General features: G+C 60.2%; 10 protein-coding genes and 1 riboswitch. Of the genes, 4 read left to right on the forward strand and 6 right to left on the reverse strand.

What is annotated here, in order from left to right; all coding sequences use genetic code 11:
- Positions 1-2: 2 nt before the first annotated feature.
- Positions 3-809 (forward strand): PP2C family serine/threonine-protein phosphatase, encoded by an 807-nt coding sequence (locus J0G10_RS25755; protein WP_220556977.1) that lies wholly within the window; start codon positions 3-5, stop codon positions 807-809.
- A 52-nt stretch (positions 810-861) separates the two neighbouring features.
- Here the strand turns inward: J0G10_RS25755 and J0G10_RS25760 are convergent, their stop codons facing one another.
- The 5 genes from J0G10_RS25760 to J0G10_RS25780 form a co-directional block, all read right to left on the reverse strand.
- On the reverse strand, positions 862-3594 hold the full coding sequence (locus J0G10_RS25760) for a LuxR C-terminal-related transcriptional regulator (protein WP_095125775.1): 2733 nt from the start codon (positions 3592-3594) through the stop codon (positions 862-864).
- Between the two features lie 175 nt (positions 3595-3769).
- Positions 3770-5134 carry a DUF1329 domain-containing protein gene (locus tag J0G10_RS25765; protein ID WP_095050635.1) on the reverse strand — a complete coding sequence of 455 codons (1365 nt, stop codon included), beginning with the start codon at positions 5132-5134 and terminating at the stop codon, positions 3770-3772.
- 27 nt (positions 5135-5161) lie between these two features.
- On the reverse strand, positions 5162-7051 hold the full coding sequence (locus tag J0G10_RS25770) for a DUF1302 domain-containing protein (RefSeq protein WP_016985157.1): 1890 nt from the start codon (positions 7049-7051) through the stop codon (positions 5162-5164).
- Positions 7052-7388: 337 nt separating this feature from the next.
- A complete protein-coding gene (locus J0G10_RS25775; protein WP_220556978.1) occupies positions 7389-9071 on the reverse strand; it encodes a fatty acid--CoA ligase in 1683 nt (560 codons plus the stop codon).
- Positions 9072-9217: 146 nt separating this feature from the next.
- A complete protein-coding gene (locus J0G10_RS25780) occupies positions 9218-10402 on the reverse strand; it encodes an MFS transporter (RefSeq protein WP_220556979.1) in 1185 nt (394 codons plus the stop codon).
- Positions 10403-10486: 84 nt separating this feature from the next.
- On the opposite strand from J0G10_RS25780, the gene J0G10_RS25785 reads away from it, so the two are divergent.
- Positions 10487-11251, forward strand: a complete 765-nt coding sequence (locus J0G10_RS25785) for an AraC family transcriptional regulator (protein ID WP_095125778.1) — start codon at positions 10487-10489, stop codon at positions 11249-11251.
- A gap of 117 nt (positions 11252-11368) precedes the next feature.
- Here the strand turns inward: J0G10_RS25785 and J0G10_RS25790 are convergent, their stop codons facing one another.
- The gene (locus J0G10_RS25790; RefSeq protein ID WP_220556980.1) at positions 11369-11998 is read right to left on the reverse strand and encodes a LysE family translocator; all 630 of its coding nucleotides are present in this window, start codon (positions 11996-11998) and stop codon (positions 11369-11371) included.
- Positions 11999-12089: 91 nt separating this feature from the next.
- Here J0G10_RS25790 and J0G10_RS25795 point away from each other — a divergent pair, with 91 nt between their 5' ends.
- On the forward strand, positions 12090-13055 hold the full coding sequence (locus J0G10_RS25795; protein ID WP_095050631.1) for a 2-hydroxyacid dehydrogenase: 966 nt from the start codon (positions 12090-12092) through the stop codon (positions 13053-13055).
- Positions 13056-13087: 32 nt separating this feature from the next.
- Entirely contained in the window at positions 13088-14086 is a 999-nt protein-coding gene (locus J0G10_RS25800) for a class I SAM-dependent methyltransferase (protein ID WP_220556981.1), read from the forward strand.
- Between the two features lie 39 nt (positions 14087-14125).
- Positions 14126-14250, forward strand: a riboswitch (yybP-ykoY riboswitch).
- The last annotated feature ends 61 nt before the right edge of the window (positions 14251-14311 follow it).

Here is a 14311-nt window from a genome sequence, read left to right on the forward strand (position 1 = left end):
CCATGTCTGACCTCCCAGACTTCACCTGTAAAACCGCTTTCGCGTCGGTCGCGGGGCGCTCGCACCTGAAAACTCAAACACCTTGCCAGGACTATGTCGCGGCAAGAGAGTCCAACGGCGTGACCTGCATAGCCCTGGCTGACGGTGCGGGCTCCAGAGCCCGGTCGGACATTGGCGCCCAGGTCGCGGTCACCGCGACACTCGCCTACGTCTGCAAGAATTTTGAAAGCCTTTGGCAAAATATGGAAAAAATCCATGCGAAGGCAGCCCAGCGTCTGGTCAATCGCTGTCTGGACGCATTCAGGCGCAAATCCGCCAAGCACGGCGGCGACATCAACGATCTGGCGTGCACCCTGTCGTTCGTTGCTTACTCGCAGGGTCGCTACATGGCCGGGCACTTGGGCGATGGTGTCATCGCAAGCATTGATTCGGACGGGCAACTCCAGACTCTCTCGCCTCCAGAAAACGGTGAATACGCCAATACCACCTGGTTTCTGACTGACCCTAAAGCGATATCGAAGCTACGGTTGTACCGCGGCCACATCGACACGCCAACCGGCTTTGCGATCATGAGTGACGGCAGCGCAGAAAGCCTTTATCAAAAATCCAGCGGATTACCTGCACCGGCAGTCAAGACACTGCTGGGGTGGAATGCGACGCTGCCTGGGAAAAAATTCAAAGCTGTGCTGAGCGAGAACCTGCAACAGTCCATCGCCAGCAAAACTAGCGATGATTGCGCCTTGGGCCTGATGTCGATTCTTGAACGTGAGGGGTCGATAAACGGCGTGGACGCTGACGAAGCGAAGTAATCGACAACCTCTGGCCCAAGGTTCGCCTTGCGCCAGAGGCATCCAGCTCCGGCTACTGCAACACCCCCAATTCTTTCGCCCGGGCCACCGCTTGCGTGCGCCGCTCGACCCCCAACTTGCTGTTTATGTGGCTGGCGTGGGTTTTCACGGTATGCAAAGAGATAAACAACTGTTCGCTGATCTCCTGATTCGAACAGCCTTGGGCGATCAGGCGTAGTACCGCCAGTTCGCGGCTGCTGAGTTGCTCAGCCACTGCGCAATCCACAACCGGGCGAGACGTCGCTGGCGGGAAGTGATCAAGCAGTTGCTGTCCTGTGAGCGCCGGCGAAGTCTGCAATTGGCTTCGCAGCCAATTCTCGTGCCCCTTCATCAAGGCATCGAACGGCTGCAGCACGCCTCCGGCGGCTGCTTCCAGCGCCTGACCCAATGCCTTGCGCGCTTCAGGCTCGCGGCCACCTGCCAGCAACAGCGCCACCTTCTGCGTCAACGCCATCACACTGAGCAACTGCCGGCCGGTTTGCTGGCCGTTTTCATGCAACACGTTCAAACGCCCTTCGGCGAGCATCGGTTGCCCCTGAATAATGTCCAGCAACGCCTGTTGCAGTTCCACATGCAGCGGCAGTTGTGGATGGAACTCCGGCGGCGCAGCGGCGCGTTCGCCGGTGTAGGTCTGGCCCAATCGCGCCAGCCACGCTTCGGCCAGATCAGTACGGCCCTGCGCCAGCCATAGTTCACATTTGACCAGCGTGATCATCGCCAGGTAGTAGATCGGCGGCACGTCCCAGATGTGCATCAGGCGTTCGGCTTCGGCGAGTTCGGCAAAAGCCTTGGCGAATTCGCCACTGCTGCCGTCCAGACGAGCGATGACACAATGGCCGATCAATACGCTGATATCGCGACAGGCTCGTGCCTCGCTGATCCCGGCCAACAACCGCACGCGTGCCGCCTGAGGCTGCAAGCGCATGGCCAACAGAAAACCCTCATACAACGTCAGCCGAGCGCGCACCGCGTACAGACGTTGTGGCGACAAACCACGCAGTCGCTCAAGGCCCTGATGGACTTCATCGAGTGCGCGCAGGATTTCGCCACGCGATTGCAACACCCGTGCACGGTCGTAATGGGCCAAAGCTTCGAACAACGGATTGCCGACCCGCTGCGCCAGCTCCAGGGATTCGCGGTTAAGACCGCGTGCACGCCACAGATCGCCATCGGCAATGGCCAGATTGGACAAGGTCGATAGACACATCAGCCGTTGGCCATAACGTTTGGCCGGCAGGCTTTCCAGGGCCTCGGTGCAATATCTGATCGTCAGCTCACGGTGCCCACGCCCTCGAGCGATAATCCCGCTCAACGCCAGCCATTGCGCCAGCATCGACTTTTGCGCGGTAGCGGAAGGCGCCGGCAGGAAACGGCTCAGATGGCTGGACAACTCTTCGGCGGCATCGAGCTGACAGGCCAGCCCCAGCGCCCAGCTGTACAACACGATCAAGCGCGGGGTGCTGATCAACAGGCTGTCTGGCAGGTCCATTTTCCAGCGCAGCAGCATGCCGACGTTTTGCTCGGCCAGCAGTTGCTCCTCCGAGAGGTTCTGTACCAGATTTGCCGCAACATCCAGGTGACCGGCGCGCAACGCCTGCTCCACGGCTTCATCCAGCAGCCCTTGTGCGTTGAACCAGCGACAGGCACGCAGGTGCAGCGTTGCAGTCGGCACCATCGCCTGAGCAATCGGCCGACTGCGCAACAAATCCGAAAATAAATGGTGATAACGATACCAGTGACCGTGCTCGTCCAGCGGCACCAGAAAGACCTGATGGGCCAACAGGAAACGCAGGATCTCGGCGCTGTCGTGGGCTTCGCGAACGGCGTCGCACAACTCGCTGCAAAAGCGTTCCTGGGGGGCGGTGTCGTACAGAAAGGCTTGCACCTCGGCCGGCAGGCAGTCGATGACCTCTTCCAGCAGATAGTCGCGGATCAGCCCTTCCCCCCCGTTCAACGCTTGCGGTAGCGCCGCATCGCTGCCGGCCTCAGACACCGCGAGCAGCCAGAACCGCAAACCGGCGACCCAGCCTTCGCTGCGTTGGATCAGGTTTTCCAGCGCTTCACCGCGCAGCGAACTGCTGTGGCGATCGAGCAAGGTCAGGGCTTCGTCGTGAGTCAGGCGCAGATCCGCTTCATGCAACTCCAGCAACTGCCGTGACAGACGCAAGCGCGCCAGATGCCAGTCCGGACGCTGGCGGCTGGTGACCATCACCAGCAAGCCATCGGGCAAATGGTTGAGGAAAAACTGCAGGCAGCGATCGAGCACCGGGCCTTGCGCAAGATGGTAATCGTCGAGCACCAACAGCAGCGGCGCATCGGGATCGAGGTGCAGGGTCAGTTCATCGAGCAGGCCGTCGAGCCATTCTTCGAAGGCGAAGGGCTGATGGCGTTGGCGCATTTTCAGCAGGCCGAGTGCGCGACTGCCCAGTTGCGGAAAGTAGTCCTGCAAGCCTTCGAGCAGACGTTCGAGAAAGCGCCCCGGGTCGCTGTCGCGAGGACTCAGGCCCAGCCAAAGGCTTTGCCAGTGTGCCGGCAGACTCTGACAGAACTCCACCGCCAGCGAACTCTTGCCAAACCCGGCAGGGGCACTGACCAGCAACAGACGCCCACCGAGCCCGGCCTGCAGGCGCTCGCAAAGGCGTGGTCGCAAGACGTAGCCGTCGGGCAGCGGCGGGCGGAAAAAACGCCCGTCCAGTGCCGCGACGGCAACACTTGCGGGACCCGGAAGTGGGGACAGATCAGTCATGGCCGGCTCTTGTTCGAATTGCTGTTGGCGGCATTGCAGATGTCCGCAGACTAGCCTTAAACGAACCGGTTATGAAGGTTGCTGCTACAAATGGCTACAAAAAGGCTACACGCAAAAAAACGCCCCGAACCAGTCGGGGCGTTTTCACGAGGATGCGGCCTCGGGTTACAGCGGGTTAGCGAACGCCATCCTGACGCAGTGCGGCCGGGGTGAAGTCGCTGGTGGTGGCGGTGAAACCGAAGTCATACGCACTCTTCTCTTCGTTCTTCATGCCCAGTGCCAGATAGCGGCCGGACTGCAAGTCGTAGAGGGTTTCCAGGGCATACCACGGCACTTGCTTGTCGTAGTAGTTCTCGGCATGCGCTTCGGCGACGCGCCACAGTTGGCCGCGACCGTCGTAGTGGTCGATCACCGCTGCTTGCCAGGTGTCTTCATCGATGTAGAAGTCACGTTTGGCGTAGATGTGACGCTGACCTTCTTTCAGGGTGGCAACCACATGCCAGACGCGGCGCAGCTCGTAACGCGCCAGATCCTGGTTGATGTGACCGGCCTTGATGATGTCGGCGTACTTCAGTTTCGGATCGTCGAGCTTGTAGCTGTCGGAGGCGATGTACATCTCTTTCTTGCCTTCGAGCTTCCAGTCGTAGCGATCAGGCGCACCGTTGAACATGTCGAGGTTGTCGGAGGTACGCAGGCCATCCGCCGCAGTACCCGGACCGTCATAGGACACTTGTGGCGCACGACGCACACGACGCTGGCCGGCGTTGTAGACCCACGCCGAACGTGGTTCCTTCACCTGATCGAGAGTTTCGTGCACCAGCAGCACACCACCGGCCAGACGTGCCGGCGCGGTCACTTTCTGCTTGAAGTAGAACAGGATGTTGCCCGGGTTCGCCGGATCGTAGTCCTTCATCTTGTCGCGGAACACGAACTGATCCTGGAAGTACACCAGGCTGTACGAGCCGTTCGGTTGCGGCGTGGCCTGAGTCACCAGACGAGTCACGCTGCCGCCGCGATAGCGGGTGATGTGGTTCCAGATGACTTCCACACCGGTTTTTGGAATCGGGAACGGTACAGCGGTATCGAAGTTTTCCAGACCGTTGCCGCCGGACACCAGGTTGGTGGTGGTGGCGTTTTTCTTGATCGCTGCGAACACGTCATCCGGCACGGTCGCACCACGATGGGACGGGTAGACCGGCATCTTGAAGGTGTCCGGGTAACGCTTGAACATCGCGTACTGACCTGGCGCCAGCTTGTCCTTGTACTTGTCGACATCTTTCGCAGTGATGGTGAACAGCGGTTGCTCACTGGCGTATGGATTGGACAGGAAACCCTTGCTGTCGACCGAGCCGGCATTCTTCGGCAGCGGCTTCCACGCCGGGATCGAACCGTCGGCGTTACCGGCCATTTCCGCTCCCATCGGCGTCAGGCTCTTGCCCAGTTTGTCGGCTTCGGCAGCAGGCACGGCGGCCATGACGCCGGTCGCCAGCAGCGACAGGCCCAGAACACCGGCGTGGAACAGACTCTTTGTTATTTTCATAAATTCGTTCGTCCTGAAATGCAGTGCTTAGAAGTTCACGCCGAAGCTGAGCGCAACAAAGTCGCGGTCATCCACAGTGGTGTACTTGCCGTCGAAGAAGTTGGTGTACGCCAGGCTCGCGGTGTAGGTGTTCTGGTATTCGGCATCGACGCCCAGGCTGACCGCTTTGCGACCTTCCTCGAAGTTGCCGCCAGGGCCTGGCGAGTAACCGCTGACGTCGTGGGACCAGGCCACGTTCGGCTTGAGGTTCACACCGGCGAAGACGTCGTTGTATTCCCAGATGGCGCGACCGCGGTAGCCCCACGACATCGAGGTGGTGAAGCCGTCGTTGTCGCAATTGCGGCTGCGGTTGTTCTGCGGTGAGCCCGGCCCGGCACCATTGATGGTGCTGGCGTTGAGAATATTGGCGCAGGTATTCACACCGCCAGTGGCCGGCAACTCACCCGGGCCGTACACCGGATCGCGGCCATAGCGCTTGTCGGAACGGCTTTCCAGCCCGCCGACGTAGGTCGCGCCGACTTCGCCGACGAGGGTCAGACGGCTGGCGCCCATGACCTGATCGAAGAAGTGCGTGAACGTGGTCTGGATCTGGGTGATTTCCTTGCGCTCGTAACCGTGCAGATCCTGACCCGGCACGCCATTGAGGATCGAAGCGTTGGTCAGTGCCCCGCCGATCGGACGCACACCGGCGAACAGGATGTCGGTGGAGTTCAGTTGTACCGGCGCGTTCGGACGGTAGCTGATCTCACCGCTCCACGCGGTACCGGTAGGCAGGGTGGTGGAGAAGCTCAGACCGTAGAGGCGAATGTCTTCAGGGTACTCAATGAAGTAATTCGAGTTGCCCGCGACCAGCAATGGCGCAAGTGCCGCAAACGGCCCCGGCAGCGCGCGCGCGGTGTTGTAGACCGATTGCGGAGCACCGGTGGCGCTGAAGATCGGCGCACGGCTGTGGTAGTTCATGAAGTAGGCGCCGAACTCGGTGTCCAGCGGTTCGTACATGTACTTGAAGGACGCGCCCCACTGGCCGCTGTCACGGGCATCACGATCCGGACCGCGGCGCACCAGAACGCCTTCTTCGTTGACGTTGACACCGTTGGCCGCCAACGGCCCCAGGGCAATGGCCGGGATTTGCGAACGCTTGTTCAGCACGCGCAGGTTGTCGTTGCAACCGTCGGCAACGATGTCTGGCTGCGAGAAGAACGTGCCGCAGTTATCGACGACGGTCTGGTCCCATTCCAGCTGATAGAACGCTTCGGCCGAAAGGTTTTCGGTCAGGCTCTGGGACACGTAGAACATGTTGACCGGGATCAGGCCTTCCTTGATCTCGGCGCCCGGACGACGGAACGCGGAAACGTCGATCGGGTTGATCGAGTTGATGCCGCCACCGATGAAGGTACTTTCACCCCAGCTCACCACCTGCTTGCCCAAACGCACGGAGCCCGGCTGATCGGCGATCGCGTAGTTGTGGTAGACAAAGGCGTCGAGGATCTGCCCGCCGGACGACTTGGCGCCCTCTTTGCGGCCCGAATCGCTGATGTCCTTGAACTCGCGGCTTTCGTCCTTGAGTTCGAAGTCGTACCAGTATTTGCCACGGACAAACACGCCGGTGTCGCCGTACTTCAGTTCAAGGTCATGAATGCCCTTGAAGATTTTCGAAAAGGTTTCACCGCTCTTGAAGTTGGCGTGACCGTCATCGGACGTTTGCGACAGGCCGTGGCCGCCGTTGTTGACGCCGATGAGGTTCTTGTTCGGGCTCTGAGTAGACCAACTGGCACCGATCGACAGGGATGAGTCGAACTGGCCTTCGATTTCACCGACGTTGAAACTGACGCCGAATGCGGGCCCGGCGAGCGAAGAGGCAAGACTGACTGCCAGAGGCAGTTTCGCCCGGCGCCAGAACTGGTTTACTGAGGTCATCGACGCTACTCCATGTGCATTATTGTTATGGCAGTGAGTACTTTTAAAAACGCCTGAAGGACCGGGTGCCAGAGACAACCCGAAATCACTCCAAAAATGCATCGCCCCGTTTTGTGCGTGTGCCCCGTTCTTAAAAATCCTTGAGCGGACTATAGCCAGCAGGTGGTACTGCTTGATCCCTCTAAAGTGTGATTTGCAGCTGCCAACCACTCTGGAACAGTCCTTTCGCCAGTCCGACGCATGTCGGCACGGCAAGGATGGCTGATTTTTTCGATTTCACAAGCCAAGCGCTTGCTTGGTGGGTCTGGCGCGCCGGTTTCGGCGCGCCAGCAGACACTCAAAGTGTCGAGAGGAAGGTGCTGTTGTTGGCCTGCCATTCGGTGATGTCGAGGCGGATGCGCTTCTTGTCGAGCTTGCCGACACTGGTCTTGGGAATTTCGGTAACAAGGGCGATCTGACTCGGGATCGCCCACTTGCTCAGGTGCCCCAATTCCACGAACGGCTTGAGGTGTTCCTTGAGCTCGCGTGCCCCGATCACATGCCCTTCACGGATTACCAGCAAGGCAAACGGACGCTCGCCCCACTGCGGATCGGCGATGCCCACCACTGCTACTTCGCGTACCGCAACGTGACGGCTGATCAGGTCTTCGAGGTCCAGCGAGGAGATCCATTCGCCGCCGGTCTTGATCACATCCTTGATGCGGTCGCGGATGTCGATCACGCCCATGCTGTCGAGTGTGGCAACGTCGCCGGTGTGCAACCAGCCACCAGCCCAGAGCTCGGCGCCCTTCTGCGGTTCGTTGAAATAGCCTTCGGTGAGCCATGGCGCACGCAGCACCAGTTCGCCCTGGGTCTCGCCGTCGGCCGGGAGAAAGTTACCCTCGGCATCGACAATCGCCGCTTCCACCAGCGGCCCCGGCACGCCGGCCTTGATCCGGTAGGTGGTGCGTTCGTCTTCAGTGCCGGCCATCAACTCATCATTGAGGTGCGCACAGGATACAAGCGGCCCGGTTTCCGACATGCCGTACGCAGCGGTGAGCTGAATACCCCGCGCCTTGGCGGTTTCATACAAGGTGCGATTGAGCGCGCTGCCGCCGATGACAATTTTCCAGCCGCCGAAATCGGTGCCCTGCGCGCCTTTGGCGTTGAGCAGCATTTGCAGGATGGTCGGCACGCAGTGGGAGAAGGTAACCTTCTCCTTGCGCCACAACTCGACGAGAAACTCCGGATCGTAGCGCCCCGGATAAACCTGTTTGAGGCCAAGCATGGTCGCCACATACGGCAGGCCCCAGGCGTGTACATGGAACATCGGTGTGATCGGCATGTACACGTCGTTGGTGCCGAGCAGGCGCACGCTGTCGATCGCGCCCATGATCGTCGACACACCCATGGTGTGGAGGACCAGTTGCCGATGGGTGAAATACACGCCTTTCGGGTTGCCGGTGGTGCCAGTGGTGTAGAAGGTGGTGGCGACCGAGTTTTCGTCGAAGTCCTGGAAGTCGTACTGCGGGCTCGCGGCGGCCAGCAGTTGTTCGTACTCACCGACCAGGTTCGGCAGCTCGGCGGTTTTTTCCGGCAGATCAGTCAGCAGCAGGGTTTTCTCGACCGTGCTCAGGTGCGGTGCGATTGCCTGGTAAAGACCGACGAACTCGCTGTTGACCAGCACAAAGCGGTCCTCGGCGTGGTTCATGGTGTAGAGGATCTGTTCCGGCGACAGGCGCACGTTGATGGTATGAATCACCGCGCCAATCATCGGGATCGCAAACATGCATTCCAGGTAACGATGGCTGTCCCAGTCCATCACCGCCACGGTGTCACCGGCCTTCACACCGGCCGCCGTGAGCACGTTGGCCAACCGCGCCACACGCTCGATCAGGGTCGGGTAGCTATAGCGGATCTGGTCACGGTAAATGATCTCGCGGGTTTTCTCGTAACGGGCGCCGGACATCAGCAGCCGTTTGATCAGCAATGGATACTGGTAGGCCCCATCGGCCGGGGGAATGACGCGAGTCTGCAACATAAGAATCCCTTTTCTGACTGCACGGTGTTGGCGTAGAGATCGGTACTCTAGAACCCTTATACGCCAGCCAAATCAGCCAAAGGAATGATTTGCAAAGCCGTACAAATGCTAGCTTTGCGCCAGCATTTGCCGGTTTTCGCTATTGATCAGGCAGTTTGCCCTACAGCCTCCTCGGAAGGCGTCCGTGGGAATACGACTGCTGCAAGGAAGGTCAAAGCGCCGAAACCCGCAAGAATCAAGTACAGGCCTACAAAACCATGGCGCGGTTCGACATAGGAAATCAGCGGAATCGCCGTCGCACTGGCACCGAACGATAAACAGTAACGCAGGGCGAACACCCGTGATTGCCATTGCGGGGCGACGAAGTTGGCGACCATCGCATCGTTGACGGTGACCTGACCGAAGACCACGAACATGAACGCTGCGCCGAGGGCGATCACCGCCCAGCCGTCGGCATAGGCCAGCGCAAACAGCAGCGGTGCCTGGCACAGCGTCAGGACAATGAACGGCCATTTCAGGCTGAGCCGATGCAACACCCGACCAATGCTCAACTGTGCAACCGCACCAAAGGCATAGGCCAGACTGACCACCACACCAAGGGTTTGCGGCGAGGCAAACAGCTCATGCAAACGCTCCTGAAACAGCTTCGGATAGGTCATGGTGGTGGCGTTGAACACCACGCCGCCAGTGGCCGTCGCCAGCGCCAGCACGCCGAACACCATGAGCATGGAAATACGCTGGCCAGCGGCCCCCTTGAGTGGCGTGTGCGCACGCTTCGGAATCGGCTCTTCACGCACGTGCAAGGCGAAGCCAACCCCCAGCACAATCGCCACTGCGCCCGGTATCAGAAACGCCGAGCGCCAGCCGAATTGCGCCACCAGCAAACCGGTGATCAGCGCCGAAAACGCCACACCCAGATTCCCCCACATACCGTTGATGCCGATTTCCCGGCCGCGATTTTGTGCATAAGCGACCAACATCGCCGTGCCGACCGGGTGATAAATCGCCGCAAAAATACCGATCAGGGTCAGACCGATCACCAGCATGGCCGGGCTGCTGCTCAGGCCAGTGAAAATCGCTGAAGCGCCGATGCCGAAGAAAAATACCAGCATCATCTGCCGCCGACTCCAGTGATCGCCCAGCCAACCAGCGGGTAGCGAACACGCGCCGAAGGCAATGAAGCCGCCCAGTGACAGGCCGATTAGCGTGGCGTAGTCGAGACCGAAGGCTTGCGTCATACCGAGCACGGCGGCGGGAAATATCAGCATGAACATGTGATCGATCACATGGGCGGCGTTGATATAGCGAATGACGTTTCTGGATTGATTCATGGCGGCACGCTTTACGTTGTTGTGTGGCGCTATGCTAAGTTGGCCACAAAGCGCATTCCTGCCAGACAAGTCATCGAATCAGACATGTTGATCAGCCATTTCGAACACGGCCCGGTGAGCGCCTACCCCCGGGATTATCTGGATGGCGCGCACCAGCCGCTGCACCTGCATCGTGAGGCGCAGTTGTTGTATGCCGTCAGCGGGATCATGCGCGTGGTCACGGACTCGGGTGCATGGGTGATTCCGCCAAGTCGCGCGGTGTGGATTCCGCCAGAAGTGGCGCACGAGATTTTCATGAGCGGCGACGTGCAGATGCGCTCGCTGTTCATCGCCCCAGAACTGTCACCCGCCAGCCTGCAACAGTGCTGCGTATTGGCGGTGACGCCGCTGCTGCGCGAGCTGATCCTGCGTGCCGTGCAAGGGCCGCCGCATGCCGACAATCCGCTGATTCAGCAGTTGATGCTGGAAGAGCTCGCCGGTCTGGAAAACCTGCCGCTGCACATTCCGATGCCAACCGACCGGCGTCTGCAAAATATCTGTCTGGCACTGCTGCACACCCCCGATCACACCAATACGCTGGAAGACTGGGCGCAGCAGGTCGGCGCCAGCTCACGCACGCTGGCGCGGCTGTTTCAGCAACAAGTGCAGATGAGTTTCAACGCCTGGCGTCAGCAACTGCGCCTGATGGAAGCCCTGCCGCGCCTGCTCGCTGGGGACAGCGTGCAGCGTGTGGCGCAGGACTTGGGTTACGGCAGCGCACGGGCGTTCAGCGCGATGTTTCGCCGTTTGCTGGGAGAGAATCCCCGCGACTACCTGAACACCCTGAGCAAACTCAGCGAACTTGTGTAAGGCCCTTTGGGAGCGAGCCTGCTCGCGAAAGCGGTCTTTCAGCCACCAATAATGTCGACTGACCCAACGCCTTCGCGAGCAGCCTCGCTCCCACAGATTTAAGTCGCGGTTCTGAGATCAGTGCATCTCGGTGAACGCGATTTTCACGCCGAGAGCGATCAGCACCGCGCCCATGGTGCGGTCGAACCAGTGGCCCATGCGGGCAAAACCGGCACGCACCCGCTGCTGACTAAACAACATCGCCACCAGACAGAACCAAAACGCAGTCGCGACCGCCAGGTAAATCCCGTAACCGGCCTGCACCGCCAGTGGCGTGTGCGGGTTGATCACCACGGTGAATAGCGACAGGAAGAACAGCGTGGCTTTCGGATTCAGACCATTGGTCACGAAGCCTGACGTGAACGCGCCGCGCGCCGTGCGTACGCCGGCCTCTTTGTGCAAGTCATCGGCCACGGCTTTCGCTGGTTGCGCGCGCAATGCCTTGAAGCCGATGTACAGCAAGTAAGCCGCCGCCGCCCATTTCAACGCGTTGAACAACACGATCGATTGCGACACGATCAGGCCGATACCGAGCAGCGAATAACCAACGTGCAGGAAAATCGCCGTGCCCACGCCCAGCGCGGTCCAGGTGCCGGCGCTGCGACCGTGGGTCACGCTCTCGCGCACCACCACGGCGAAGTCCGGGCCGGGGCTGGCGACGGCCAGCAAGTGGATCAGTGCAACGGTCAAGAACTCGGTCCAGTACATGGGGGCTCCTTTCGGCCAAGCGTATCAATTTGTTTCATCTGGTAGGCTCGGCAGATTACGCCCTACGCTCACAGCACGAAAGGTACAGTTGATGACCAACACGCACCGCGCGGTATTCCTTGATCACCCTTCGCTGGATCTCGGCGACCTCGACCTCAGTCCGCTGCGTGAGTGTTTCAGCGATCTGCAGCTTTTCGCCCAGACCTTGCCCGAGCAGGTTGCCGAGCGCCTGCAAGGGGCGACGGTGGCGATCACCAACAAGATCATGATCAACGCTGCCGCCATGGCCGCCAACCCCGCTCTGAAACTGATCCTGATCACCGCCACGGGCACCAACAACGTCGACCTCGTCGCCGCTCGTGCTCAGGGCATCACCGTGTGCAACTGCCAGGGTTACGGCACGCCGTCGGTGGCGCAACACACGATCATGCTGTTGCTCAACCTCGCCACGCGTCTGGCCGATTATCAAAAAGCCGTTGGCGAAGGTCGCTGGCAGCAAGCCAAACAGTTCTGCCTGCTCGACTATCCGATTGTCGAGCTGGAAGGCAAAACCCTCGGCCTGCTCGGTCATGGCGAACTCGGCGGCGCTGTGGCGCGATTGGCCGAAGCGTTCGGCATGCGCGTGTTGCTCGGGCAGATTCCCGGGCGCCCTGCTCGTCCGGATCGTTTGCCGCTGGATGAACTGTTGCCGCAGATCGACGCCCTCACCCTGCACTGCCCGCTGAACGAACACACTCGCCATTTCATCGGTGCTCGCGAGTTGGCGTCGATGAAGCCCGGTGCGTTCGTGGTAAACACCGCGCGTGGCGGTCTGATCGATGAACAGGCGCTGGCCGAAGCCCTGCGCAACGGTCACCTTGGCGGCGCGGCCACCGATGTGTTGAGTGTAGAGCCGCCGACCCAAGGCAATCCGTTGCTCGCGGCGGACATCCCACGCCTGATCGTTACGCCACACAACGCCTGGGGCAGCCGCGAGGCTCGGCAGCGCATCGTCGGCCAATTGACCGAAAACGCTCAGGCGTTCTTCAGCGGTAAGGCGCTGCGGGTCGTCAGTTGATAAACTGCGGCACTTTTTTTTGAGGAGCAGTTATGGATCCGCGCAGTGAAGTACTGCTTCGTCAGCCCGAGTTATTTCAAGGTTCGCTGTTGTTGGCCGGTTTGCCTGCCGACGATTTGCTCGGGCGCCTGCCCAACGCATTTGGCTGGTGCTGGCATGCCGGCGACCAGGCCGCGCTGGACGCACGCTTTGAAGGCCGTAGCCATTTTGGCGTGAACATACCCGAGCGAGAATTCGACAGCGCCGTGGTGTTTCTGCCCAAGTCCAAAGACCTCACCGACTACATCCTCAACGCCCTGGCTTCGCGTCTGGCCGGGCGTGAAGTATTTCTGGTCGGGGAAAAGCGCAGCGGCATCGAAGGCGCATCCAAGCAGCTCAACCCGTTCGGCAAGCCGCGCAAACTCGACAGCGCGCGTCATTGCCAGCTCTGGCAAGTCACCGTGGCCAACGCCCCTGAAGTGAAATCCCTGGAAAGCCTGGCGCAGACCTATGAATTGCCTTTGGCCGAGGGTCCGCTGAAAGTTATCAGCCTGCCGGGCGTGTTCAGCCACGGTCGCCTGGATCGCGGCAGCGCCCTGCTGCTGGAGCATCTGGACAAATTGCCGAGCGGCCATCTGCTCGACTTCGGTTGCGGTGCCGGTGTTCTGGGCGCTGCGGTCAAGCGTCGCTACCCACACAATCAGGTGACCCTGCTTGATGTCGATGCGTTCGCCGCCGCCAGCAGTCGCCTGACATTGGCGGCCAATGGTCTGGAAGCTGAAGTGCTGACTGGCGACGGTATCGATGCCGCGCCGATGGGTTTGAGTGCGATTCTGAGCAATCCACCGTTCCATGTCGGCGTGCACACCGATTATTTCGCAACCGAGAACTTGCTGCGAAAAGCGGCCAAACACCTGAAAAATGGCGGCGAACTGCGCTTGGTGGCGAACAGCTTCCTCAAGTATCAACCGCTGATCGAAGAGCATCTGGGCGTCTGTGCAGTCAAGGCCGAAGGCAATGGTTTCCGGATTTACCGGGCCAAGCGCGGCTGAAAATTTGTTCTTGCTCAATCGGATTTGCGAAGGCAGAATCCGCTCCGTCCTAGGGGAGTAGTCTCCCACGAGCGCCAAGCTCGTCCGGCATACGTCAACATACTTGATCCTCAGATCATGGCGTATGCGACCCAAGCGTCCGCAGCAGACGGATCGCAGGGTTTGACAAGACCTATGACACGCACACCTTACCCGGGGCGGGAAGGCTGTACGTGTCATAGCCGT

Origin of the sequence: Pseudomonas germanica, from assembly GCF_019614655.1 — a bacterium.
In the GTDB taxonomy this organism is placed as follows: Bacteria; Pseudomonadota; Gammaproteobacteria; order Pseudomonadales; family Pseudomonadaceae; genus Aquipseudomonas; species Aquipseudomonas neuropathica.

Excerpts from the sequence above, each read along its gene's own strand:
- J0G10_RS25790 (WP_220556980.1), bottom strand. The coding sequence starts at position 11,998 with ATGTACTGGACCGAGTTCTTGACCGTTGCACTGATCCACTTGCTGGCC.
- J0G10_RS25770 (WP_016985157.1), bottom strand. The coding sequence starts at position 7,051 with ATGACCTCAGTAAACCAGTTCTGGCGCCGGGCGAAACTGCCTCTGGCA.
- J0G10_RS25775 (WP_220556978.1), bottom strand. The coding sequence starts at position 9,071 with ATGTTGCAGACTCGCGTCATTCCCCCGGCCGATGGGGCCTACCAGTAT.
- J0G10_RS25800 (WP_220556981.1), top strand. The coding sequence starts at position 13,088 with ATGGATCCGCGCAGTGAAGTACTGCTTCGTCAGCCCGAGTTATTTCAA.
- J0G10_RS25765 (WP_095050635.1), bottom strand. The coding sequence starts at position 5,134 with ATGAAAATAACAAAGAGTCTGTTCCACGCCGGTGTTCTGGGCCTGTCG.
- J0G10_RS25755 (WP_220556977.1), top strand. The coding sequence starts at position 3 with ATGTCTGACCTCCCAGACTTCACCTGTAAAACCGCTTTCGCGTCGGTC.
- J0G10_RS25785 (WP_095125778.1), top strand. The coding sequence starts at position 10,487 with ATGTTGATCAGCCATTTCGAACACGGCCCGGTGAGCGCCTACCCCCGG.
- J0G10_RS25760 (WP_095125775.1), bottom strand. The coding sequence starts at position 3,594 with ATGACTGATCTGTCCCCACTTCCGGGTCCCGCAAGTGTTGCCGTCGCG.
- J0G10_RS25795 (WP_095050631.1), top strand. The coding sequence starts at position 12,090 with ATGACCAACACGCACCGCGCGGTATTCCTTGATCACCCTTCGCTGGAT.
- J0G10_RS25780 (WP_220556979.1), bottom strand. The coding sequence starts at position 10,402 with ATGAATCAATCCAGAAACGTCATTCGCTATATCAACGCCGCCCATGTG.